At 34.8% G+C, this 25,965-nt stretch carries 19 protein-coding genes; 14 read left to right on the plus strand and 5 right to left on the minus strand.

Going from position 1 to position 25,965, the window contains the following annotated elements; all coding sequences use genetic code 11:
* The first annotated feature begins 14 nt into the window (after window positions 1–14).
* The 3 genes from WA352_RS06660 (at window position 15) to WA352_RS06670 (ending at window position 3,357) form a co-directional block, all read left to right on the plus strand.
* Window positions 15–653 carry a GNAT family N-acetyltransferase gene (locus WA352_RS06660; RefSeq protein WP_336141594.1) on the plus strand — a complete coding sequence of 213 codons (639 nt, stop codon included), beginning with the start codon at window positions 15–17 and terminating at the stop codon, window positions 651–653.
* Window positions 654–1,051: 398 nt separating this feature from the next.
* Entirely contained in the window at window positions 1,052–2,437 is a 1,386-nt protein-coding gene (locus tag WA352_RS06665) for an outer membrane protein transport protein (RefSeq protein ID WP_336141596.1), read from the plus strand.
* Window positions 2,438–2,469: 32 nt separating this feature from the next.
* On the plus strand, window positions 2,470–3,357 hold the full coding sequence (locus tag WA352_RS06670; RefSeq protein ID WP_336141597.1) for a bile acid:sodium symporter family protein: 888 nt from the start codon (window positions 2,470–2,472) through the stop codon (window positions 3,355–3,357).
* A 131-nt stretch (window positions 3,358–3,488) separates the two neighbouring features.
* On the opposite strand, the gene WA352_RS06675 is transcribed toward WA352_RS06670, so the two are convergent.
* Window positions 3,489–4,496 carry an AraC family transcriptional regulator gene (locus tag WA352_RS06675; RefSeq protein WP_336141599.1) on the minus strand — a complete coding sequence of 336 codons (1,008 nt, stop codon included), beginning with the start codon at window positions 4,494–4,496 and terminating at the stop codon, window positions 3,489–3,491.
* A 216-nt stretch (window positions 4,497–4,712) separates the two neighbouring features.
* Between WA352_RS06675 and WA352_RS06680 the strand changes: the two genes are divergently transcribed.
* A complete protein-coding gene (locus tag WA352_RS06680) occupies window positions 4,713–5,735 on the plus strand; it encodes a fatty acid desaturase (protein WP_336141667.1) in 1,023 nt (340 codons plus the stop codon).
* A gap of 366 nt (window positions 5,736–6,101) precedes the next feature.
* Window positions 6,102–6,443 (plus strand): hypothetical protein, encoded by a 342-nt coding sequence (locus WA352_RS06685; RefSeq protein WP_336141601.1) that lies wholly within the window; start codon window positions 6,102–6,104, stop codon window positions 6,441–6,443.
* Between the two features lie 17 nt (window positions 6,444–6,460).
* Here WA352_RS06685 and WA352_RS06690 read toward each other — a convergent pair whose 3' ends face one another.
* Together WA352_RS06690 and WA352_RS06695 are read right to left on the minus strand one after the other, a co-directional pair.
* Window positions 6,461–6,697: a VF530 family DNA-binding protein gene (locus WA352_RS06690; protein WP_005314024.1), complete on the minus strand. Its 237-nt coding sequence runs from the start codon at window positions 6,695–6,697 to the stop codon at window positions 6,461–6,463.
* Window positions 6,698–7,077: 380 nt separating this feature from the next.
* Window positions 7,078–7,557, minus strand: coding sequence for a MarR family winged helix-turn-helix transcriptional regulator (locus tag WA352_RS06695; RefSeq protein WP_005314028.1), 480 nt, complete (start codon window positions 7,555–7,557; stop codon window positions 7,078–7,080).
* Between the two features lie 130 nt (window positions 7,558–7,687).
* On the opposite strand from WA352_RS06695, the gene WA352_RS06700 reads away from it, so the two are divergent.
* From WA352_RS06700 to WA352_RS06725, 6 genes are all read left to right on the plus strand, one after another.
* Complete coding sequence (locus WA352_RS06700) at window positions 7,688–8,635, plus strand: PDR/VanB family oxidoreductase (RefSeq protein ID WP_336141605.1); 948 nt, start codon at window positions 7,688–7,690, stop codon at window positions 8,633–8,635.
* Window positions 8,636–8,661: 26 nt separating this feature from the next.
* Window positions 8,662–9,732, plus strand: a complete 1,071-nt coding sequence (locus WA352_RS06705; RefSeq protein ID WP_336141606.1) for an aromatic ring-hydroxylating dioxygenase subunit alpha — start codon at window positions 8,662–8,664, stop codon at window positions 9,730–9,732.
* 227 nt (window positions 9,733–9,959) lie between these two features.
* Window positions 9,960–11,303, plus strand: coding sequence for an MFS transporter (locus WA352_RS06710; protein ID WP_005314033.1), 1,344 nt, complete (start codon window positions 9,960–9,962; stop codon window positions 11,301–11,303).
* 56 nt (window positions 11,304–11,359) lie between these two features.
* Window positions 11,360–12,625 (plus strand): OprD family outer membrane porin, encoded by a 1,266-nt coding sequence (locus WA352_RS06715; RefSeq protein WP_241338180.1) that lies wholly within the window; start codon window positions 11,360–11,362, stop codon window positions 12,623–12,625.
* Between the two features lie 891 nt (window positions 12,626–13,516).
* On the plus strand, window positions 13,517–13,864 hold the full coding sequence (locus WA352_RS06720) for a hypothetical protein (protein ID WP_241305833.1): 348 nt from the start codon (window positions 13,517–13,519) through the stop codon (window positions 13,862–13,864).
* Between the two features lie 18 nt (window positions 13,865–13,882).
* On the plus strand, window positions 13,883–18,577 hold the full coding sequence (locus WA352_RS06725) for an RHS repeat domain-containing protein (protein WP_336141610.1): 4,695 nt from the start codon (window positions 13,883–13,885) through the stop codon (window positions 18,575–18,577).
* Window positions 18,578–19,327: 750 nt separating this feature from the next.
* Here the strand turns inward: WA352_RS06725 and WA352_RS06730 are convergent.
* Window positions 19,328–19,687 (minus strand): FAD-dependent oxidoreductase, encoded by a 360-nt coding sequence (locus WA352_RS06730; protein ID WP_336141669.1) that lies wholly within the window; start codon window positions 19,685–19,687, stop codon window positions 19,328–19,330.
* The gene (locus WA352_RS06735) at window positions 19,609–19,965 is read right to left on the minus strand and encodes an FAD-dependent oxidoreductase (protein ID WP_336141611.1); all 357 of its coding nucleotides are present in this window, start codon (window positions 19,963–19,965) and stop codon (window positions 19,609–19,611) included. The genes WA352_RS06730 and WA352_RS06735 overlap by 79 nt, the downstream gene beginning before the upstream one ends.
* 119 nt (window positions 19,966–20,084) lie before the next feature.
* Between WA352_RS06735 and WA352_RS06740 the strand changes: the two genes are divergently transcribed.
* From WA352_RS06740 to WA352_RS06750, 3 genes are all read left to right on the plus strand, one after another.
* Window positions 20,085–21,274 (plus strand): IS3 family transposase gene (locus WA352_RS06740; protein WP_442892225.1). Its coding sequence is split into 2 segments (ribosomal slippage): window positions 20,085–20,343 and window positions 20,343–21,274, totalling 1,191 coding nucleotides; the frame shifts between segments, so codons are not numbered across the junction.
* Window positions 21,275–21,340: 66 nt separating this feature from the next.
* Window positions 21,341–23,134 carry a DUF262 domain-containing protein gene (locus WA352_RS06745; protein ID WP_336141614.1) on the plus strand — a complete coding sequence of 598 codons (1,794 nt, stop codon included), beginning with the start codon at window positions 21,341–21,343 and terminating at the stop codon, window positions 23,132–23,134.
* Window positions 23,131–25,593: a DUF262 domain-containing protein gene (locus WA352_RS06750; protein ID WP_336141615.1), complete on the plus strand. Its 2,463-nt coding sequence runs from the start codon at window positions 23,131–23,133 to the stop codon at window positions 25,591–25,593. The genes WA352_RS06745 and WA352_RS06750 overlap by 4 nt, the downstream gene beginning before the upstream one ends.
* Window positions 25,594–25,965: the final 372 nt, after the last annotated feature.

Consider the following 25,965-nt stretch of genomic DNA (forward strand, 5'->3'; position numbering starts at 1 on the left):
AATGAGTGAGAGTAATGAGTAGTAATTTCTCTTTAGAGTATGAAGTGGTAGATGAATTAACTGATAGTGATTTGGACAAAATAAACCAGATGATCGTTTCTACTTGGGATTATAACTCATGGGTGCCTGAAAAGAATGTAAGACCTATGGCAGAATTTTTTTTGGGTGAGGTGATCATAAGTTCCTCGCGCATTTTTGTAGTTCGTGATAAAGACGAAATTGTTGGGGTAATTGCTGCATCAATCATAAATAACATTAGACAGAAGGCTAATGCGAAAATAAGAAAATATAGAGCTCTACAGGAAATAACCTCAGACAAAAGAGAAAAGGTTTTTGAACATTATCTGGATACATTGATATTAAATGAAAAATTACTTCTTGAAAGTGGTAAAACCTTTGCTGCGTCATTGAATTTTTTTATCTTAGATGAACGATATCAAGGTTTAGGAATAGGCAATAAATTGTATTCTCTTTTTATTGATTATCTGCAAGATAAAAAAATTAAAGACTTTTTTCTTTTCACTGATAACAGTTCAAACTTTCAGTTCTATGAAAGAAAAGGATTATTAAAGATCGCAGAAGAGAAATATAGTTGGGGTGGAAATGTTGAAGATGCAGAATTGTATTACCTATACGAAGGACAAGTAAAATGACGAATGGAAAGGTTTATATACAATTGATAAAAGCTTTTTTTTATTTATTAAAAATAATTTAATGCTTGCCAAAACACACAGGGCATTGAAAAGTTTGTTCATAAATACGCAATAAATTTAAATTATTATCCGCAATTTCAATAATTATAACAAATTGAGGGTATAGAGAAATATAAATTTGCCTTCTAAACCAAACCCTATAAGAAAAGTCTCAAAATATGATCACTTCTACCAAGTAGAGAGGTAGATATGGTACGGCTCTACACTTTCTATTGGCAAGTATAGAAAACCATTTTTAATATGGCACTCTCAGTCAAAGATTTGGCGTTTGGAGCTAAGCAGAGAATTACGAATATACATAAAGTGGGAAATCTGAATAAAAAATCCAGGATGGATCAATGAATTTTGCAGAAAGAAATAGAATATTAGTAGTGGGGATCACTTCAATTTTCACAGGTTCATTACATGCTGCGGCATTTGATAAAACTGGTCAATCAGTTGCTGCTTTTCTACAGCCAGATAATTACTTTGAATCAAGTTTGAGTGTGACAGATACTGAATTAAAAGGTGTGGAATCTGGAACAAATCCTTCACGCCATTCTATTTCAGATATAGCCAATACAGATTATCGCCCAACGGCTGCTTTAAAGTTACAGCTTGCACCTCAATATTCATTTGGTTTGCTTTACGACCAACCATTTGGTGCTGATACTAAATATTCGAGTGTGGGAGGTTTTGTAGCAACACCACTAGATATGGTGATGTTACCAGATATTACTACTACAAAACTCGCAAATGCAACTTCAAGTGTGGTACCCACAGGAAATTCAAAATCAGAATTTGATATTCAGAGTTTAAGCTTCATTGTTGGATATCAGCCTAATAAAAACTGGAATCTTTATGTTGGGCCGGTTTATCAAACTTTTAAAAGTCAGGTCGAGTTAAGAGGCAATGTATTCAGTCTTTATAATGGTTATAATTTTCACACCAAAACTGTAGGTGACTGGGGGTGGTTAGCTGGATTAGCTTATCAAATTCCTGAAAAGGCCGTTAAAGTTTCACTTACCTATCGTTCCGCGATTACCCATAAAGTAAATGCAACTGAAAATGCCCCTTTGATTGATATGTTAAAAACTCCGCAAGGGCGTAATTTAGTCGATCAGCATTTAGATTACATGATTTCTATTGGACAAATGACTCAGCAGAAAAAGGCTGCGTTAAATCAGATTGTTGCGAGATTAGCGAATACGCAAGATTCAGGTACTACAGAATTTAAATCTCCAGATTCAGTTAATTTAGAGTTTCAAACTGGTTTACAGCAAGGGACCTTATTATTTGGTAGCTTACGATGGGTGAATTGGAGTGATCTCGCTTTACAACCTTACCGCTTTGGGGAAATTTCAAAAGTTGTAGGAGTACTATCAACACCAAGCCGTCCTAAAGGTTTTAATTTGGTCCGTTATTATGATGATCAATGGTCGTTAAGTTTGGGGGTTGGGCAGAAGATTTTTTCTAAATGGTTAGGTTCTGTATCGATAGGATGGGATTCGGGTGCAGGTGATAAAGTCTCGACAGGTGGTCCAACTAAGGGTTATTACAATCTGGGAGTTGGCGCTCAATATAGCCCGACATCACAATACTTTATTTCTGGGGGTATCAAGTATTTTTGGTTAGGTGATGCTAAAGGCCAACTTGGAGCACAGGCGGGTAGTGATTTTTATGTTGGTGAATTTGAGAGTAATCACTCGATTGGGTACGGGCTCAAAATTGGTTATAAATTTTAAATAACACAAAAAATTAGAAAAGGAAGAGAAGAATGGATTCATTGGTGATTACCTTATTCTTGCCCATAGCCTTGGCTATTATTATGGCTGGTATGGGTCTTGAATTAACCCTAAATGATTTTAAACGTGTTCGACAACACCCTAAGACTGTGTTCATTGCACTATTTTGCCAGTTAGTGCTTTTGGTGAGTATCGCTTTCATTATATGTAAGCTCTTTACCTTACCTGCAATGATTGCAGTTGGGCTTATGTTATTGGCTGCATCTCCGGGTGGCCCAACGGCAAATCTATATAGTTATTTATATAAAGGTGATATCGCACTCAATATTACTTTAACAGCAATAAACTCAGTGATTGCTGCTTTTACAATGCCACTCATTGTTAATTTCGCTTTACAACATTTTGTGACAAGTGAACAAAATGTAGGGCTCCAGCTTACTAAAATCATTCAAGTATTCGTGATTATTTTAGTTCCTGTCGTTGTTGGAATGTTGATCAGGCACTTTTCACCTCATTCGGCAGAGAAGTTGAATAAGCCTGTTCGTGTTTTCGCGATCATATTTCTACTTTTTATTATTTCACTGGCTATTGCAAAAGATTACCAAAAACTTCTGAACTACATTGGGTTAGTAGGTGGTGCAACCTCCCTTTTCTGTATTTGTAGCCTTGCGATTGGATATTTAGTGCCTCGTTTATTTGGCATTAATAGCTTTCAAGCTAAAGCCTGTGCTTTTGAAATAGGAATTCATAATAGTACTTTAGCGTTAACGATTGCTTTAACTGTTATGGCCAGTTCAGATGCAGCAATGCCAGCAGCCGTATATTCAATCTTGATGTATGTGATGGCAACGCTGTTCGGAACATTATTGAATCGATTAGAAAAGAAAGAATTAGTTAAAACAAAAGTACTTGTTAATTAGATATGAACATTATTCAAAAAGGAGCTTAAAATCACCACAGTGTCTATGCTTGAATTGTTAAATAAACAATGAGACGTAGATAAAAAAGATGCATATGAATGCATCTTTTTTATCTAAAAATTTTTGGAAATTTAAAAGCAAGATAGATGCTTTTCTCGATAGTGCAGTGGTGATAAATCTGTCCAACGTCGAAAAGCACGTGTAAAACTACTCACATCATTAAAGCCAAGAATATAAGCAATTTCTGTAATATTATGGCTTGAATTTTTGATATATGACAACGCGAGTTCGTTGCGGGTATTGTCGAGTAACTCACTATATGATGTATTTTCTGCTGAAAGCTTGCGTTGCAGACTTCGTATACTTAAGCCTAAGCTTTTAGCAACATCTTGCTGTTGAAAGTCGCCAGTAGATAATTTTTCAATTAATTTTACTTTCACACGAGCCAATATATTTTCTTTATCAAACCGTGCAAGATAACGATTAATAATTTCATCATATTCTTGAGTAAGCGTAGGATTCCCACCATCTAAAGGCTGCTCTATTGTTGCCGTGTCAAACACAATCATGTCTTTGGGTGCATTAAACACAATTGGAGCTTTTAAAATACCCTGAAAAGTTTCCAGATCCTTTGGTTCTGGGCGTCTCAGTTCAATGCGTAATGGAGAAAAAAAAGAACCTTGTAATGCACGGCTTGAACGGATAAATACAGAGACAAAAGCATCGATAGATTCGGGTTGAACTTCGTCGGGAACATGAATAACGAAATAATGATTTTTTGCTTCGCCATAAAACTCTAGTTCAGGAATGTCGGTCACTATACGAAAGTAACGAATAATTCTTAAAAACATTTCTTTTAGTGTGGTGCTGGTAATGAGTGAATGGCCCAACACATGAAATGTATTTTGATTTACTTGGTTAGCAACTTTAAGGCCAAAGCACGAATCCTGAGTTGACTGAACTGCTAATTTCCATAAATTTGCTGTGTTTTTCAATGAATAACGCGCATCTGGATCGTTTAGGGCCTGAACATCTAAACCTGCTTGTTTTAATAAAGGTTGGCTATCTACACTTGCTTTCTCAAGCGCTTTTTGAATCGCTTTAACCCAGCTAGCCAGTGCTGTTGCTGTCTGTGGCATGTTATGTCCTATAACTTGTGACTCATATTCCTGTTAACAGTATAAAAGATTCAAAACTAAAAAAACTTTTGTTTGTTCTGAATATTTTTATTTTGGCATCCATAGCCAATAGATTGGCGTTTCGAGCTAAGCGTATAAAAGTAGATGTAAATAAAGTAGGGACATGAGAAAACTGAGGAATAACGGATGACCTACATATATAAAAATCCTGCAGCAATGAGCGATAGTGAAAAAACGGAACATATTAAAAAAGTTGTCGCAGCAGAAGGTGTAGCTTTACGCAAGCGTCACCCCATTTTGAACCATCAAAATGCAATAGGGGCAATGATTCTATTTGTTTCGCTCATCGGAATGATTGTTACTGCTTTACTCTATATCAATGATCAGCTATCAGCTTGGTTCACAATTCCAATTATTGCTTTTTTTGCATCTCTTACCCATGAGTTAGAACACGACCTCATTCACTGGATGTACTTTAGAAAAAAACCATGGGCACATCATCTTATGATGGGCTTAGTATGGTTAGCTCGACCAAGTACAATTAATCCGTGGAAACGCCGTGAACTGCATTTTAACCACCATAAAAACTCAGGTACTGAAGTCGATTTAGAAGAAAGAGCGTTAACCAATGGTGAGCATTGGAACATACGCCGTTTCTTTGCCATCGGTGACAATGGTTTTGCAGTTTTGTTACGCATTATAGCTGCTAATAATTGGACTGTTAAAAAAGTTATTTTTAAACGTGCTTTCTTAGCTTATTTTCCACTTGGAATTATTCATTGGTCTCTTTGGTATATCTTTTTAGGGTTCCATACAGTTGATATAGTTTCAAGCTTAGTAAATACGCCGATTGCATGGTCTGTTACAACCCTGAATGTTATGCATGTTATTAATATTCTGACTGTGGTGTGGACTGCACCAAATGTACTGCGAACCTTCTGCTTACACTTTGTGACAAGCAACATGCATTATTATGGTGATGTTGAATTAGGCAATGTGATTCAACAAACTCAAGTATTAACACCGTGGTGGATGATGCCGTTCCAATTGTTCTGTTTTAACTTTGGGTCGACTCATGCAATTCATCATTTTGTAGTGAAAGAACCATTTTATATTCGACAAATGACAGCACCTGTTGCACACAAAGTCATGCGAGATATGGGGGTCAGATTTAACGATTTAGGTACCTTTAAGAGGGCAAATCGTTGGAATCTAGAGCAAATAAAAGAAATAAAATAGATATATTTAAATTACGATCAGTATCGATCATATAAATTCTGGTCGATACTGCTTAAGGAATATGAAAGAGTTAACTAATTTTTAAATTAATATTAAAGTTCAACAGTGCGCTGAGCAAACGATAAATTTTCGTTAAAGCCAGTAGAAAATCTACAGGCTTTATCCGTAAAAGATATAGAAAGCTTTTTAGGTATTTTTCATGCTAAATCGACAGGATTGTATTTCATTTAAACAAGCTCAAGCCATACAGATGATGACCATGTGTAATCCTGAATATGTGCTGTTACAACATGTATAAATTGCTAGATTCTCTTATGAGATTGTTCCAGTATAGATTTAGACACTCGAATTTTCAGGACAATGATTATGGCATTAAAACATCATATGTTATTAAAATATCTTGCTATTTTAGGTTTTATGGCAAGTTCTGTCGTGATGAGCAGCGTAACTTTCGCAAGTTCTGAGCAGGCATGGAACAAACATGATCAGGAAATAAAAGCGGTTTGTATAAAAGCGAGTCAACTTAAAAATGCCAAGACAGTGAGCAGTGTCATGCTGTTTGATGATCGTGTTGGATATTCGGCACTCCTGATTGAAGGAAAATATCCTCAAGCACATATGAAAAATAAAACAGGGCAAGAGCTTTGTTTATGGAACAAGACATCGAAGAAAGCTTATTTAACTGAAACAAACATGAAAGCACACTGAAATCATAGCTTTGATAGCTACAGTCTCTGTTTGGCTTTTTGGCGTAAGACATACAAATATAAACTTTCTACTTTTTCACGTGCCCATGGTGTGGTACGTAAGAATCGCAACGATGACTTAACACTTGGATCTATACAAAAACATCTAATTTCAATTTTACGACTTAAGCCTTCAAAGCCACCGTAATAATCCAATAACTCATCCAAAATATCAGCAAGTTTTTTGCCGTGTAGAGGGTCATTGGAGGCGTTCATAATAGATCAACTATATTTGGGGAGACCATCATTATAACCTGAACTCGTTGAAAAATGAGAGGGTTAGCATTTAAGCGTAATTAACGATGTGTGCTGAAATAGCAGGAGACATTCTCTTGGGAAATTCTAGGCAGCCGAGTTGTAAAAATTTTCTGCCATTTGATTTGGTGTCTTAAAATCTAGACCTTTCTTTTTATGTTATGCAATGAGAACCCAAAGTCAGCAACGTGCATCTCTATGATCATAATTCACGTTGCTGGGCTTTCGATTTTATTAAAAAAATCAAGTTATTAAAATATATTTTATTTATATTGATAACTTACTCTCCTAGTGGAATAGACAGAGAAAGTAATTTTAAGAAGATAAATATATTTTTTTTATTATTTTGTCAGATACTTTCGGCTAGATGCCTCATTCATTGCAGCTATATTTTGATTTAATTTATTTAGAATAAGTATGAATTGTTCTATTTCATCTTTTGATAGCGGTTTAAGCATTTCTTGTTCACGATCAAGTGCAATATCAATGACTTGATTATGTAAGTTTACTCCTTTTTCCGAAAGCTCAACAAAAGTAGCTCGACGATCATTTTCATCAGTACTCAAGCATAAGTAGCCTTCTTTTTCTAATCGATTAATTGAACGACTAACAGTGGCTTTATCAAGCCCAATCACTTCAGATACACGTTTAGCAACAATTGGATGTTCTACAGCCAATAGAGACACGATACGCCATTCCGTCACACTGATGTCAAACAATTCAGAATAAATCTGAGTTGAACCTGTCGAAATTTTATTGACAAGAAAAGTGACTAGAGCAGGTGTATAGCGAGCTAAATCTAATTTTTTTTGAATTTTCATACTAGGAACGCATTGAATTTTTGATGATTTTAACAAGAAAAAAGAAATTATGAAAAAATTAGTTGCGAATGCAACTAATTTGAGCTTATGATAATTTTAACAACAATATGCACTATGCAAGGATTGCAAAATGATGAATTGCCGCATTGAGGCCATTGCGGATGAGGCCTTAGGTATCAAGAGTTTTCTCTTAAAACCAACTGAAGATATCCAATTACCTACGTATGCTGCTGGGGCGCATATTGATGTCCATGTCAGCTCAGAAATCATCCGCCAATATTCCTTAGTTAAACTTCCTGAGCTTGAAAACCAGTACATGATTGGAGTTCTTAGAGATCAAAATTCTCGAGGTGGCTCTGAACAAGTCCATACTGAATTTACTGTAGGCAAAGAAATTAAAATTTCTGAACCTAGGAATTTATTTGCTTTGGACGAACGCGCAGAACATTACATGTTATTTGCAGGTGGTATTGGAATTACCCCTATTTTATCCATGGCTTTAGAGCTATATCAGCAGAAAAAATCATTTGAATTGCACTATTGCATTCGTACTCAAGAGCACGCCGCTTTTCAAAAGCAACTTCTTGATTCTCCAATTACAAATCATTGTTTTTTGCATATGGATGACAAGCCCTTAACTAAAATGGATTTATCAGAAATTTTAAAGCACAGCCATTCACAACATCATATCTATGTGTGTGGACCAGCAGGCTTTATTGATTACATTAACCGCACTGCTTCAGAAAATGGATGGTCAGAACAGCAATTCCATAAAGAAAACTTTAGTAATTCTGTTGATCACGCCGATGATCAGTCCTTTGAATTGGTACTCGCAGATTCCAAAAGAATTTTGTTAGTTCCTGCCGATAAGTCGGCCCTAGAAATTCTTATAGAAAATGAATTGGATGTGGATTGTTCTTGTGAGCAAGGAATTTGTGGCACTTGTGTACTGGAGGTGATTGATGGAGAAGTTGAACACCATGATCAGTTCTTAACAGATGAAGAAAAAAACTCGAATAAATTATTTACCCCTTGTTGTTCAAGAGGCAAATCAAAACAACTTGTTATTCGTCTATAACGCAAATGGATATTTAGGAGGAACTCATGGATCAAATTTCAAAAAAAATCGATCTCGTTGAAGAGATAAAAATGCTTAATCTTTTCCCTAGAAATCAATGGTATGTGTGTGCATTAAGTAAGGAGCTTTCAACAGAAAAACCACTCGCTAGAACGACTTTAAATACCAATCTAGTTTTATTTCGCCATCATAATGGTCAAGCTGTTGCTTTGGAAGATCGATGCTGTCATCGGGCTTTAGCACTATCGTGCGGAACAATTGAAGATGGTGGAATTCGTTGTGGTTACCATGGCTTACTTTATAACGAGACTGGTAAGTGCATTGAGATTCCTGGTCAAGATAAAATTCCTAATAAAGCCAAAGTTAAAGCTTATCCGGTTCAAGAACGGAATAAAATTATTTGGTTCTGGTATGGCAGTGAAGAGCATCCAACACCAAATTGTGAGCCGCCGGAATACACAATCCATGATGACGCTCGTTATGTATATGATGGTGATGTTTATCACTACGATGCACCCTACCAATTGATTCATGACAACTTAATGGATTTAAGCCATTTGGGATATGTGCATTTAAAGACGATTGGCGGGAATGCCAATGTACATATGAATGCAGAAATGAAAGTGGAACAAGAAGGTAACATCGTTAAAGTTGTACGTTATATGCCAGCTTCTGAACCACCTCCAACTTATAAAATGGCATATCCATTTAAAGATAAAGTTGACCGTTGGCAAGAAATTGAATTTAAGGTTTCGCACATTACTATTTGGACAGGGGCAGTGGATGCCAATACCGATAAGCTTGATGATCCAAATCGCCAAGGATTTCATATGCGTGGATTCCATGGCATCACCCCAGAAACAGAAACGACCTGTCACTATTTCTGGACGATAGCGACCAATCCGAGTGACCCTGAAAAAGCGGAAGAAATCAAAGCAACAGTCGTTCAACAGACGAAAGATACCTTTGATGAAGATCGTGTTGTCATCAATGAGCAGTATCAAAACATGCTAAAAATTCCGAGTCAGAATATGGTGGATATTCATGTGGATGTTGCTGCTAATCGTGTACGTCGCATAATTAAGAATCTGTTGTAGGCGTCCTAAATAGATAAGCTTCATCCAATAAAAAACTATCGCTTATTGAACAATTAAGCTTTTTTTCTCAGAATTTCAAACGAGATGAGTTGCCCCAAAACAGCTGATCTCTATCAAAAAATACAAAAACTCACGTAAGAAGACACAGGGATTGTCGTGGTATATGTATATGGATCAGGTACATAGAGGTTTTTCCTGTTTTTACTATATACACAAGGAGTGTAACAATGGAAACAGACTTGAGGAAAATACTCAATCATAAAGCAATGAATACATATCAATGGTTTGTTGTGATTTTATGCGTATTTTTAATTATTGTAGATGGTTTTGATGTAATGGTGATGGCTTTTACCGCCGCATCTGTATCCAAAGAGTGGGGGCTGACAGGATCTCAACTCGGGGGATTATTAAGTGCAGGTTTGGTTGGTATGGCTATGGGATCAATTTTCCTCGCGCCTTGGGCAGATAAAAAAGGACGACGCCCCTTAATTTTATGTTGCTTAGTGATTTCTGGTATTGGCATGATACTTTCTGCTCTAGTTCAGTCAGCACTTCAGTTAGGCATTTTACGTTTTATCACAGGACTTGGTATTGGCGGCATCCTAGCGAGTAGTAACGTTTTAGCAAGCGAATATGCATCGAATCGCTGGCGTAGCCTAGCTGTCAGTTTGCAAACAACGGGTTATGCCATTGGTGCAACAATTGGCGGATTAATCGCAGTGATGCTGATAAGTAAGTTTGGTTGGCGTTCAGTCTTTTTAGCAGGTGGTATTACGACCTTTGTGATGTTAATCGTGACTTATTTTAGTTTGCCTGAATCCTTGGACTATCTTTTAGCTAAACAACCGAAGAATGCTTTGGAAAAAATTAATTCATTAGCAAGAAAATTAGACTTACCTAAACTCTCAAATTTACCAACAAATGAAATAGTTATCGAAAATTCAAAACAAGGAATTACTAAACTGTTTAGTAATGGACTTGGGCTTACAACGTTATGTCTATGGTTGAGCTTTTTCCTAGTGATGTTTGGTTATTACTTTGTCATGAGTTGGACGCCTAAAATATTAAGTTCATCAGGGATGACGACTGAGCAAGGTGTTACGGTCGGTATTTTACTTAGCGCAGGTGGAATTGTAGGTACGGCTTTAGTGGGGCTGATTAGTGCCAAAATACGAGTTTATTATGTACAAGCGGTATTTCTCGGACTCACGGCAATTTCAATTCTATTACTGGTAAATAGTGTTTCAATTTTAACTTTTGCTTTGATCTTTGGATTATGTTTAGGCGTTCTTGTTAACGGTTGTGTGGCTGGCCTATATGCAATGTCGCCAACGATTTATGATGCAGAAGTACGTACTACAGGAGTTGGCTTTGCCATTGGTTTTGGTCGTACAGGTGCAATTCTTTCTCCGTTAGTCGCGGGTTCATTCTTAGATGCAGGCATTCCTGCACTTAGTCTTTATAGCTACTATGCTTGTGCTTTTTTATTGGCAATTGTGGTGGTGTTACTGATTGCCAAAAATCGTAAACAACAAAAACAAGAATTTACTCTAAAGCGTTCTGTAATTTAAACCAAGAAAAGAGTTGTCAGGAAGGACAGCTCATTCAACTGATTTGGATGAATCAAATGAAGTATGTAATTTATTTTACAGGGCTTTACGCACCTTTTATTTTGATTAATATAAGCTATGCACATGATTTTATTGATGATATAAAAACATCAATTACAGCTAGAAATTATTATTTAGATCGAAATTACACTGAAGAAACACCATATCCAGCTGCACGTGATTGGGCTCAAGGTTTTATTTTAAAAGCCCAGTCTGGATATACAGCAGGGGATGTGGGAGTCGGCTTAGATTTTATGGCGTATGCGGGCTTTAAACTTTATGGCTCTTTGGATTATGCTGCAACAGGCTTATTACCTGTAAATAAAGTAACTAATCAACGAGCTAATAATTATGGAGAAATTGGCTTAACAGCAAAAGCTAAAATTTTTGAAAACACCACAGTTCATGTAGGAATTTTAGAGCCTAAATTGCCTGTCTTATTTGCTTCACCTGCACGTTTATTTCCTCAAACTTATCGTGGAATTCAGATCCAGACTTCAGAGATACCTAATTTTCATTTGAATGTGATCTATGTAGATCGTATCAATCATCGCGACTCCACAAATTATGAACACATAACTTTAGCAAATCCTAATAAACGATTTAATCAAGCGGCAGAATCATCAGGAATGCATGAGTTTGGTGGAGAATACAAACTTACGGATAAAACGGAATTAAGTGCATATTATGCAAATTTGCATGATGTCTATCAGCAAACTTTTTTAGGTGTTAAAGGTAAGAAAGATACTCAATTTGGTCAGTTATTGGGAGATATGCGTTTATATATTAGCAATAATGAAGGCAAAGAACTTGCAGGCAATATTGATAATCAACATTTTAGTGGTATTTGGGGGATTCATAATTCTAATCATACTTTCAGTATCGGATATATGCAGTCATTTGGTGAAACGGCTTTACCTTATCTATCTGGAGGTGAACCAATGCATTTTCTTGATACTTTGAGTACTGATTTAGTGAATATTAACGAACGAGTTTATCATCTTCGATATGATTATGATTTTAAAGATACTGCTGCTAATGGTTTAAAATTTATGACACGTTATAGCAAAGGAGATAATATTGAACTTAATGGATATGGTCAGCAGCACTTTAAAGAAAGAGAATTAGATTTGGAGTTAAGTTATAAAGTCCAGCAAAGTATATTTAAAGATTTAAATTTACGTGTACGTCATTCTACTTACCGCAACAATATTCCAAGCACAATGACCTTTAAACCTGCAAATGAGTTACGTTTAAATATTGATTATACATGGAAATTTTAAAATAATTCTTAGATGTTTATTACGTCTAAAGAATGAGTAATTAACCATACGTGCGTTTGAAACAGCGGGGAGAAAGTTAAGTTTTCGCGCTGCTGCTGAATTGGGTGTTACCAAAGGTTCAAGGAGTGTATCTTCATCACGCCTTACTTAAATGTAGTCAAACGCGGCACGATCAACCAGCAGTGTGTAGCGTGCCGTTCTTTGGAATCTTTCATTTAACTTATGTTTACCTAAAATTTAGTTTACAACAAGAAAATAAATATTTATTAATAAAAACATAAGTTTATATTAATTTATTACTATTTAATTTTTTTATGCTTCATGAACTTAGCCAGTTCGATTTTTTCAGCGTTAAGAAAGACAAGTTTCTAAGCTTTTTTATAGAAATGAGATGGTTTATCAATGATTAGAGAGGGCTTCTGCTACTACTAAGCCTGTAATTAGATCATCTTTGGTTTGAATTTTTTGAACTGAAATATTATCAAATACCATATTGAGTAAATCTACTCTAGATCATCATCAATTTGAGCAAAGCATTAGCAATACAAAACTCATTGTATTCGTTGTGGAATAATCTATTCGCAATTAAGCTTTTTGATGCTTTATCTAACTGAAGTATAAGAAAATAGATTGGAATATCAGTTCATTATTTATAAATAATTTAGAAGTTTTTGTTTTTATATATGCATATGAAAATTAAATGTTTATAAGAATTAATTATTTTTAATATTCTAAGGTGGGTTTCGATCAAATGGTAAAAAATAAGGCTAAATTTGAGCTTTTTTGGTGCATTTTTGGTATGTTTTTGTGCATTTTTTACTCGAATTTTCTAAATAATATATTTGTATTTGGCATATTTAATGCATAGATGATTAAAGGTTAGATAGGGTGGTGAGTCAATTGAATAAGTCATATAAAAAAATACTTTTATTAATTGGAATATTTTCTTTATTTTCTGGTTGTACCCGTGATCCCATTAAAGAGGTTTTAAACAGCACTGATGGAATACCACAACAAGAAAAAGATAGAACCATTAATTGGTACAAGACAAAGCCAGAATTAAGCAAACAAATAAGAAATACTTGTGATCTCGATACTACAAAATACTTTCAAAGAGATGATTGTATAAATGCTAAAGCGGCCTTGAACCTTGTCTTGATCGAATCCAATACAGATTTAAGTAATAACACCAGACTTAGTCGTGACCGTAAATATCTTAATGAAATATCAAATAAATAACATCAAAGTGGTAGTGATATGATGAATTTAATTAAATCAAAGTTGTTAATTTTCTTATATATTTTTTTTAGCATCTTATTTATTTTTCCACAACCTAGTTTTGCCGATGATATGTATACAGTAGATAGAGAGTCCGTTGTTTCATATGATCCGAATATAAAATCATGTACAGCAGGTTATAATCTTCTCTCAGGTCAGGTTAATTATAATAAAAAATTGATCTCAGGAGCACTTCCTTACAGCCTTTCCTATCGCAGAGCGACACGGCATCAAACAATAGATCAAGAAAATTCAATAGGTGCAGACTCTTGGTCTGATAATTATGATGGGTTTGTCAATGTTTTTTATGGTACTTATCGTACCCGAGGTGGATATTATATTCGAGTTACAAATTATGTAATTAAATTACCAAATGATAGCCATCGGTATTATTTTAAAAATGGGCCTACAGGCTTTACGGAAATTGGTTATCCAGAACCTGATCTTCGCGAGAAAAACCGTGCGTTATATCGGCTATATACTTCTTCAGAGCTGGAGGCATCAAGCCTCCCAGGTGAAGGAATGGTTGGTGGTTATGCTTCTAAAGATTTTGGTGAAATTCAATTTAATATTGGATCTAACTCTATGACCGTTGTTCGGGCTGGTGTTGTTTATAGTGCTACAGTTTCTAAATCTATTAATAATGAACTTTTATTTAGATTCAATAAAATTACATATCCAAATGGGAATACGCTAAATTTAAGTTATGATGCACAGCTTAACTTAGTACAAGTATCAGATAACAAAAATAATAATTTATCTTTAATTCGTAATGGTTCTCAAATTACTTCTGTAAGCCTTAATAGTGGGACTCAAGGTGATATTCAAAAATATGATTTGTCCTATTCATCAGTACAAGCTGGTATAACAAATTATCCTCAACTTACGCAAATAAAAAATGCTAAGAATGGTAGAAAAGAAAACTATGCATATGATTCGGCCTTATCATTATCTCATTATGCAACAGCATTAGATAATAATGTTGCTAATCCAGAAGTTGCTGCCCAACGCCCAATATTAAAATCAGTCACAGATAATTCTAATCAAATTCAGCAGACGTGGAAAGTCGAGCACCCAAGTGTTGTTGTAATAACTAGTGGAATTTATAAAATAATTTCTTCAGTAAAAGTTATTTTGCAATCAAACGTTGGTAGTAGTGGGAGCAAAGTATTAAATACCACGACTACCTATGATGATGTACAAAATGCAAGTAAGATTTCAATGTTTTTTTCTCCTGACGGTAGTCAATCGGCAAGCACTACAATTAATACATCACATCCTGATTATAAAAAGACAATTATTGATGTTGCAGGATTCCCTTGTTTAACAACACGAGATAATCGACCTATTAAGACTGTTGTGTATGCACCAAGTGAAATCCATCCAACACAAATTACAGATCAAAATGGTAATACTACAGCTTATGCTTTTGATGGATTGAATCGTATTTTGCAGATACTTGAAGCATCTGCTTCAAGTATCAGTAGGACAACAAATTATATTTATGGTGTATTGTCGAATGGGACAGAGAATAGGTTTAATATTCCTACAACCATTAGGACTTCTAATTTTACAATAACAAATGAAGTAAACGAGAAAGGGCAAGTAGTAAAACAAAGCCAATCTTCAAATCAGCCACAAAGTACGACAAAGGTAACAACATATACCTATTTTAGCGATATCACTCAGTCCAATAATGGCCTGTTAAGTAGTGAGGATGGTCCGCGCGCTGGTACTTTGGATAAAATAAACTATAGCTATGATAATTATGGTAATTTGGCGACCGTTTTTAGCACAGTTAATGGTGCCCAAAGAAAAGAACAATACGTTGGATATAATTCATTTGGGCAGCCTGAACGAATTGTCTATCCAAATGGAATGGTTGAAAAATACGATTACAATCTCGATGGTAGCTTGAGTAGAGTTGTTCTAGGAAGCGGTTCAACTACAGGAACCATCACAGGTAAAAGTGTTTCGTATGATTATGATGCACTTGGGCAACTAACAAGCACTGTAAATGAGGATGGCGAAAAGACAAGTTTTTATTACGATAACTTAGGCCGTATTATTAAAAGGGCTTATGCGGATGGTAGTGTCAATATAAGAACTTATTTTAATAATAACACTATTAGTAGTGACGAGTTAAAAGATAGCTCTTCTGCCACAGTATTTAAAGGTTTGTATCAGACATTAGATGTAAATGGGCGAGTCAATAAAGTACAAATTGGAACCGACGCTACGTCAAACTGGAAAACACTAAGTTATGATGCGAATGGTAATGTAGTTCAAACAAAGACCGCACAAGGAATTACCGAGAACTGGGCTTATGATGCACTGAATCGTAATATCAGTCATACAGATGGCGCAGGAAATACGGATACTAAAAGCTATGATGCGTTAGATAATCTAACGACATCGCTTGATGCATTATCATCTGGAACAAATCCGTATCTTTATCGTAATGGGAATGTGCTGGTTCAAGAAAGCAATAAGGACTATGGTACAAAGAGCTATAGCTATAATGAAGCCGATCAGCTAATTCAGAGTACATATGGTAATCGAAAATGTAGTTTTTCAAATATAGATGAAATTGGGCGAAATAAAAGTATTCAATGCCAAAATAGTAGCTCTAGCACACCTGATATGTTGAGTTATGATGATACATATACTTTTGACTCAAGCCGCTATAGTCGATTGGATAAAATAACAACCAATAAACCTTATGGAGTTGATAATAGTTATACCTATGATTTATACGATCGCATCATTAGCAAAAGCCAGTCAAACAAAGCTTTAACCACATTTGGCACTAACACAAATACTTTATCAAACACTTATACATGGAGTCTTGGCGACAAACTCACTGGTATAACTTTACCTTCTGGACGTAAGCTTGCTTATAGTTATGACAACACATCAAAAGGACAGCTCACAGGTTTAACTTTAGATGGGACTGCTTTATTAAGTAACATTGGTTATGACTTAAGTGGTCAAATGACGGGCTGGACATGGGGAAGTAATGCTGGCAGTTATACATGGGCTTATAGTTCAGCTAAAAATGGCGTGATTAATCAGATCAGTAATAAAAATAGTAGTGGAACGATTACGTATGGCCTCAATTATAGTTTTGATCGTGATGGACGTATTACAAGTATTAAGCGAAACAATAATTTAACTGATAATTTTAGCTATGATTCACAACAACGTATACTCTCAGAAAGCCGAAGTAATGGCACAAGCTCTGTCTATGCAATCACCTATACCTACGATAAGAATGGAAATCGTTTAAGTTTAAGAGCTTCAGGTAATCATTTACAACCTGTGGCAACTGCTGATTATGGTTATACGGGTAATAAGCTCACCTCACTGACTAAAAATGGAGTAGCTCAGCCTGTTAATTACACTGCAAACGCAGAGCTATATCTTGGTTCAATTGTCCCAAGTTACGATTATGCTGGGCGACGTCGAGGTGAAGGGACTTCAACAAACATTAGTCGTTATATGAGTTATAACGCCAATGATGAGCGAACTTTAAGTGGTGTAACAAGTTCATGGATAAATACAGCAGTTCAATTCACTTATGATGAAAAAGGTCATTTACTTGGCGAGTATACAACGGCAGGAATTCCATTAGTCGAATATATTTGGTTAGGGGATAAACCAGTTGCAGCAGTTTATGGTAGTGGGGTGGCGACTAAGATTTATTATATTGTCACCGATGTTCAAAATACTCCTCGTCGACTGATTGATAGTAGTAATAGTAATGTTGTGTGGAGTTGGGATAGTACTGCATTTGGTCTCGGTAATCCTGTAGGTACTATCACATTCAATCTACGTTTTCCTGGACAGTATTATGATGCTTCTACTGGTCAATTTTATAACCATAATCGCTTCTATAACCCTGAATTAGGTCGATATATGGAGCCAGATCCGATTGGTTTAGCTGGTGGCCTAAACCCATATGCTTATGCATTAAACAATCCCGTCATGTATGTCGATATGACAGGTGAGAATCCAATTTTAATTGCAATGGGGGTCGGTGCTGTAATTGGAGGCGTATTTTATACGGGAGAAACAGTCCTAAACGCAGTGTACGAAGGATATAAAAATGACGAGAGTATGTTAGATAATTTTTCAAACTCGTTCTCTATTAAAAAATTAGGGCAGCAAATGGTAGTGGGTGCTGTTTTTGGTGGTATTGGTAAAGCTGCATTTCTAGCAGCAGATGTACATGTTGTTAGCAATGCAGTACCTACTGTAATCCCTCAAGGTACATCTGTTATAAAACAGTGGGGACTAAAAGGTTTAAATGCGGTCAAAAATATGGCGCAAAGTACTAAAATCAACAAGATCAGAGAAGTAACAACTCCTGCTGGAGTTGTTCTAACAGGTAATATGCTCGTAGGGAAAAAAACTACGAATTTAATATTAAATGATATTAATGAGCGGAATTCCTCGCGTAGATATGAGGGGGGCGTATCTAGCGGTAGTGCAGGAGTAAATCAAGGCTCTGATTATTTAGGTTTTAAAGGTTATCAAGATAATGGATACCGTGCTGGATACGTCGATATGTATATTAATGGTGTGTATAGCGGGACAGGCGTAACAATCTATTTTAATTCTGGTGGTAGTCTTCAGCTAGGTTGTACGTATATGTGTCGTTTGCCTATATAAGTTAATCAAATTTGGGTGTGTGAAGCACAATAAAATTTTTAAGAGGTTCTTATGTCGATATTCAGTTTTGGTATTTTTTTTATAACCTCTTTAATGCTTGGTTATCTTTTGTATAGAAGAAAATGGAAGCTCAGATATTTAGCATTAATCTGCTTCATATTTGTATTTTCATTTGTATGGATATCTCTGTCATTATTATTTTATTTAGATGGCAGAGATGTACAGTTTATTTTGGATGGGAGATTATCTTTAAATTCACGTGCAATAGATTTAATCTTTGCAGCAAGTGCTCTTTCTTTTCTATCAACACTGCTACTTATTACGGTGGTATGGGCTATTCGGCATAAGATTTTTTAATTTTTAAGTATTTCAATTGGATGTTTAGTAGTGGTGATAGGATGTCCATATTGAGTTCTGGTATTTTTTATAATTTCATTAATAATTGGTTCTTTTGTATTAAAAATTGAATATAAACTTAGTTTTTTCTTAATGTTATGATTTTTATTTAAATATTTATTTTATATTTAATAATCTTTTATAGAAACTGCCCCTTAATCTAGTGTGAATTAATTTTGAATTAAACTCAGGAGGTCTAAAAAAATTTTCTTAGCAAATTTTAGTAATAGAATCTTTTTTAGAAATACGATAAGTATTTTTAACGCCATGAATATTTATTTGGTGAATACGATATAAAGCTTCATACGCTTTCCTAGCAAATGTTCCATAAATATTTAGACTATTAAATAATTCTCATATAGCATTATCCTGACTAAGTGAAATGATTGAACCTTTGTCTGAAAATTTAAATAAAGTTAAAGGTTTATTTTTTAATCGACATTCAAGTGATTGTGCTAAAAATTCTGCTTGCTGAGATGCAACTTGTGCTCTTGCTCCTAAAGGAGTTTTTTTTGCATCAAGTTGACAGTGGGCACAATCTCCAAATGCGAAAATATTTGGATCAGAAAATGTATGCAATGTGGCATAGACTTTTAACCTACTAAGATTATCTTTTTCAAATCCATCTAATTCTTCTATAACATCTGGTGCTTTGATTCCAGCGGTCCAAATCTTAAGATTTGCAGATATTCTTGAATTATACGAGAAGTATATATATTTATCATCAACTTTTGAAACTCTATGATTTTTTGGATTTTTACATCCAGTTGAGATAGTATTTTTTCTGCTTCACTAGATATATCTTCAGATAAAGCAGACAATATCCGGTTTGTTGCATCTATAAGCGTAAATTGAATACTAAGTTTATGTGTTTCATTGAAAGATGTTGCAGCTAGATACTTCTTTATATGGACTAATTCTGTAATTAGTTCAACGCCTGTTGCACCGCCACCAATGATAGCAACATTATACGATGAAGTTATCAATTTCACATTGGATGAGTTCAAAGTTATAGAACGTTGAATAGAAAGATTCACAAAAGGATTGATGTGTGCTGAAAAAACAGGAGGTTTTAACTTGGTAAACTAAACACACTCATCAGGAGTTTACCATGAGCAAGAAACACAAGACTTACACCACAGAATTTAAAGCTGAAGCCATCAAATTAATTGAAGCCAATCAAGGCAATGTCTCGGAAACAGCTAGACAACTTAGCATTTCAATGCAAACTCTTTCAAATTGGAATACCAAAGCAAAGGCTGGAACTTTAGCAGGTACAAAACAGTATTCACCTGATCTAAACGCTCTACTCGAAGAAAATAAAAAACTCAAACAACAGCTCAAAATAGCTGAAATGGAACGTGAATTTTTAAAAAAGGCAGCAGCGTACTTTGCCAAAGAAAGTCAGTAAGGTACGCCTATATGAAACAAAAAAGATATTCTTTTCCAATTACCTTAATGGCTCGATTACTTCATGTTTCAGTTTCATGTTTTTATGATTGGCTCAAGAGAGGCGTGAGCAAAAGAACGATTCAACGAAATCAACAGACGATATTGGTGAAAATAGCCCATGAGGAGACAAGGCAGAGCTATGGTTATATTCGATTAACCAAATACTTACAAGCTCAGGGTATAAAAATGAGTATGTACGCTGTACGTCAGATAAAAGCGCTGAACCACCTGTATTGTAAGCGACACAAGCGTTTTAAAAGGACTACGAATAGTGACCATAATCGAGCGATCTATGAAAACCTGCTGGAGCAACAATTCTCAATGACTAGACCAAATCAAGCATGGTCAAGTGATATTACGTACATATGGACTGTTGAAGGATGGCTGTATTTAGCAGCGGTAAAAGACCTTTACACGAAGCAAGTGGTTGGCTATAGCTTAAATGAGCGCATGACAACACAGCTTGTTTGTAATGCGCTAAATATGGCTATTCACAATCAAAAACCAACCAAAGAACTGATTGTGCATTCAGACAGAGGAAGTCAATATTGCAGCCATGAATATCGAAATATACTTGAGCAATATGGTTTTCAAGGTTCAATGAGCAAGCGCGGAGACTGTTACGATAATGCACCGATTGAAAGCTTTTGGGGAATATTGAAAAATGAGTTAGTTCATCATTACAACTATCAAACTAGAGAAGAAGCCAAAGCAGATATTATAAAATACATTGAGTTATTTTATAATCATCGAAGAAACCTACTAGAAATTTCGTTTTCGTTACGTCTTAAATTTGAAAGGTTTGAACTAAGATTAATTTTTAAATTTTTATGCAACAAAGACTTATAAAGATTATGATACAGAAGTTGTTGAGGGAGGTGCTTCTTCCTCTAACCTAAGAATAAAAGGAACAAAATGCTTGATCATAATGAATTAACACTCAAAACAATTAACGATTTGTTGACAATGTCATTTTTTATTCCAGCTTATCAGAGAGGTTATCGCTGGTCTGCAAGACAGGTTATTGAGCTATTAGAAGATGTTTATGAATTTTGTGATAGAAAAATCAAAGTTGATGATGATTTTTACTGTTTGCAACCTGTTGTTGTAAAACAAAAAGGTGAGCAATGGGAGCTCGTCGATGGTCAGCAACGATTGACAACAATTTTATTGGTTCTTGGTTATTTTAATAGCCGTTTTGCCGAGGATTTTAGAAAACAACTGTATACACTAGAATATGAAACACGCCCAGAAAGTCGTGAGTATTTAGTTTCATTAGATGAAAATAAAAGAGATCAAAATATTGACTTTCATTTTATCTTTGAAGCCTATTCAAATATCAGAGCATGGTTTAAGAATAAAGCTCATAGAATTAATGATATCGAATCGGTGTTCTTAAATAAGGTGAAGATCATTTGGTATCAACTAGCTGAAGCAGAAAATGTTACCGATGTTTTTACCCGTTTAAATATGGGGAAAATTCCTTTAGTGAATGCCGAGTTAGTTAAAGCACTATTTCTAAAATCCAGTAATTTCTCCAGTGCTGGTCAAACTGTAAGACATCTGCAACAACTCAATGTTGCTCAAGAGTGGGATGCTATTGAAAAGCGCTTACAAGATGATGCATTTTGGTATTTTGTAAGTAATCAACCAATCACATCTAACCGTATAGAGTTTGTATTGGCGTTGGCAGCGAGAAGGCTTAGCAGTGAAGGGATTATTGAACACGATAAACTCAAAGTCTTTCTGCAGTTTAATAAACAACTACAGAATAATGATAATGAAGTTGATGTGATCAAAGAATGGCTAAAGATAAAACAATGCTTTATGACCCTAGAAGAATGGTTTAATGATAAAGCACTGTTCCATTTAGTCGGGTATTTGGTTTCACAAAAGGTAGCTGTTGAAACAATATTCAATTTAAGCGAAACCTGTAAAAGTAAATATACTTTCCGCCAAAATCTTATAGAGCAGATATTTGTAAAAATTTTTGCTAATAAAAACTTAAATGATGTATCTAAGGCATTAATTGAAGCTGAACTATCTGAGCTGAATTATGAGACTGACGCCAAAAAGATAAGATCAATATTGCTACTGTTTAATATTGCCAGCTTGTTAGCAAACCCTATAACAAACTCACGTTTTCAGTTTAACAAATACAAGCAGGACAATTGGGATATTGAGCATATACGTTCTGTAGCTTCGGATATGCCGAGAGATAAAAATAAACAAATAAAGTGGCTAGAGAATGTTGTTGACTATATTTCTGATGGTAACACGATTCATATTGAAGAAAGATCGGCAGGAAATAGTGAGACTTCACAGGCCATTAAGAATGATGCAACTGAGTTAGTAAAAACGCAATTTAATGATCAACAGTTTGAAGCGATTTATTTGCGTATTTTGTCTTTCTATGACCCAGGAGGCAATAATATAGTCGATAATTCGATTGGTAATTTAACCTTGTTGGATAGAACAACAAACCGCAGCTATAAAAATGCAGTATTCCCAATTAAACGTTCAAAAATCATTGCATTGGATAAAGAAGCGACTTTTGTTCCACTATGCACAAAAAATGTATTTTTGAAATATTACAGTAAGCAGGTCGATAAAATGCTGTATTGGGAATCGAAGGACAGTCAAGACCATCAGCAAGCGATGATACACAGCCTTTATGGCATTTTTTGTGGGGAAGGAGTGCATATATGAATGGCAGAAGTTTAACTTTTTATAACTTGTTTAACCAAGTTGATTCAGTAGAAATTCCAATTTTGCAACGCGATTATGCACAAGGTCGATCAGAAGAAGAAGAAGTGAGGACACTGTTTTTACGCTCATTATTCCATGCACTAAACCAGCAGGATAGCCTTTTGCGGCAACCGCTAGATCTAGACTTTGTTTATGGTAATTACGAAAACAGCGAGAGTAAAGTTTTTTCTGTACTAGATGGGCAACAACGTTTAACCACTTTATTCTTGTTGCATTGGTACCTAGCTGCAACCAATGATCGCCTTGAAGATTTTAGAGCACAGTTTGTTTCTAAAGATGGGCAATCACGTTTCACATATAAAACAAGACCTAGTACTACAGAGTTTTTTAATGCCTTGGTGGTCAGTGATTTTGTGAAAGGTGATATTAATAACAGTAATAAAGTTTTTATCAGTAAGCAAATAATTGATTGTCAATGGTTTTATTTATCTTGGAAACAAGATCCAACTGTTCAGGCATGCCTTTGTATGCTTGATGCTATTCAGGACATGTTTTTTGGTCGAGAAAATGAATTATTTGAGAAACTATTAGTGATCGATAAGCCATTTATCACTTTCCAATTTTTGGATTTACATTCGTTTGGTTTATCAGATGAGCTATATATTAAAATGAATGCTCGTGGAAAACCGCTTACTGTATTTGAAAATTTTAAGGCAAAACTTGAACAATTCATTAAAAAATGTGCTGAACCATGGCCAGAATATCGTCTCTCCTTCAGAGAAGGAAAGGTAAATGGCTATGACTATTTTATTCATAAGATCGATACTGATTGGGCTGATTTATTTTGGCCTTATAGAAATGTATGCTCAGATGACAATACATTTGATGATGAATTTATGAACTTTTTCCGTTTGATTATCATGTATCAATGCTTGTTGAATAATAGAGCATCAACTGATTTCTTAACTCAGGCAACGGATGCACTTTTGGGTGATCAGGGGCGTTTAAAAGAACCCAGTCTGTCAAAATATGAAGAGCTGAACTGTTTTAATCAGAATTTAATCATCCGCTTTATACAAATCATCGATCTGATTTGTAATAAAGGATTGAAGAATAATAAAATTCGACTCTATATGGCTGAAATCTATTATTACGCAGAAGAAGAAACCTTTAAACGAATTATCAGCAATGGTGCAAGTTATGATGATAAATTACGTTTTTTTTCTTTTTATTCTTACTTGATAAAAGGGGAAGATTTGGGTGAATTAAAGAATTGGATTCGTGTAATTTATAACTTAGTCGAAAATACAATTACGGATTCTGCGAGTAAGTTTTACCAAGCACTTTTTGTCATTGATGAATTAAGTAAGATAGATTTACCAATTTTAGAAGCCTTAAAAGCAGATTGTAAGGTATCCGCTTTTATGCAACCTCAGGTTCTTGAAGAAAAGATAAAAGCACATCTAATATTAAGATCTGATGAGTGGCGTGAGGCCATTATTAATGCGGAGAAACATCATTTCTTTAATGGGCAAATTGGCTGTATTTTAAATTTTGCTGGTATTTTGGAATTTTATAGAGAGTACAAGCATTGTGATTGGGAAGATAATTCTAATAAACAGTACTTTGAACAATTTAACAGATACTTTCATTCGCTTAGTCATGTCTTTAATGCAATAGAAAAAAGTTCTTCATCAATTGGATACGCATGGGAAAGGGCTGTATTAAGTAAAGGTATTTATTGTACTTCAGCCACTTGGGACAGAATAAATCTACTCAGTAGTCGAAGTACCAAAAGTAATATCCCACGAGACCATAGTTGGCGCCGAGTATTACGTATAGGTGATGAAGCTATTGAGAAAAAGCAAACTTATGTTAAGGCAGTATTAGATGATTCGCGGTTTACTACCAATAATGTAGCTGTTTCTTTGCAATCAATATGCGATGAAGCATTATTACATAATACCGAATTGGATGATTGGAGATATGAACTAATTAAGCATATGGAACTCTTTGAGTGTTGTGAACAAGGGTTTATTTCACATAATGATTCAGAGACCATTTTGCTTGGTCAGTCTCAGCGTAATCATTATCACTATGAGTTTTTCACTAAAGCTTTAGAACTTGAGCTTAAAACAAGCAAAGACCTACTTTTACCTTTTACATCGATAAACTATGAGGCCGTCAAGTCTCGTGAAGAAGATGCTAAAATAGTCATAAAAGGTTTTGTCTTAGATAAAAAGAACTATTTTATTGAGATTAATAAACCTGGAAACAATTTTAACCTATATTTTAAAGTTGGTTGTCAAGAAGAATATCCTGAGCAATTAAAATGTATACTTGATAATCAAAACTTTGATTGGATTCAAGATAGCCATTTTTTTCTAAATGAGTTGGTAAGCATGCAGCAAGTTAGAGATAAGCTATTTAATTTATGTGATATTTTAAAGGAACTATAAATTTTCAAGGTTTAGCTATTAAAAAGTGTATCAAGGCTTTCAATATGTTTGAGGGTCTTTCAATCCGTTACCTTGACTAAGACCAGCTAAAAGTATAGCCTATATCATAAATAATGAATAAAATGACAGGTGTTATTTATTTAACTTATGTTTACCTAAAGTCTACTTCATAATTAATTATATTGTTAAAATTCAATAAAATTAATATTTTATGTAATTATATACTTATATATAGGTTTGATTGGTTCATGAACCTGTCCTGTAATACAATATTTTCTAAAATTAAAGTCTACAAAAAGTTCTAAAGACTCTTCTTTTTTAGTGGTTACTGTCCGTACTTGATTTCTTAACATCCACGAAAAAATAGCTGAA

The sequence above is a fragment of the Acinetobacter sp. 102 genome (assembly GCF_037028485.1).
GTDB lineage: Bacteria > Pseudomonadota > Gammaproteobacteria > Pseudomonadales > Moraxellaceae > Acinetobacter > Acinetobacter higginsii.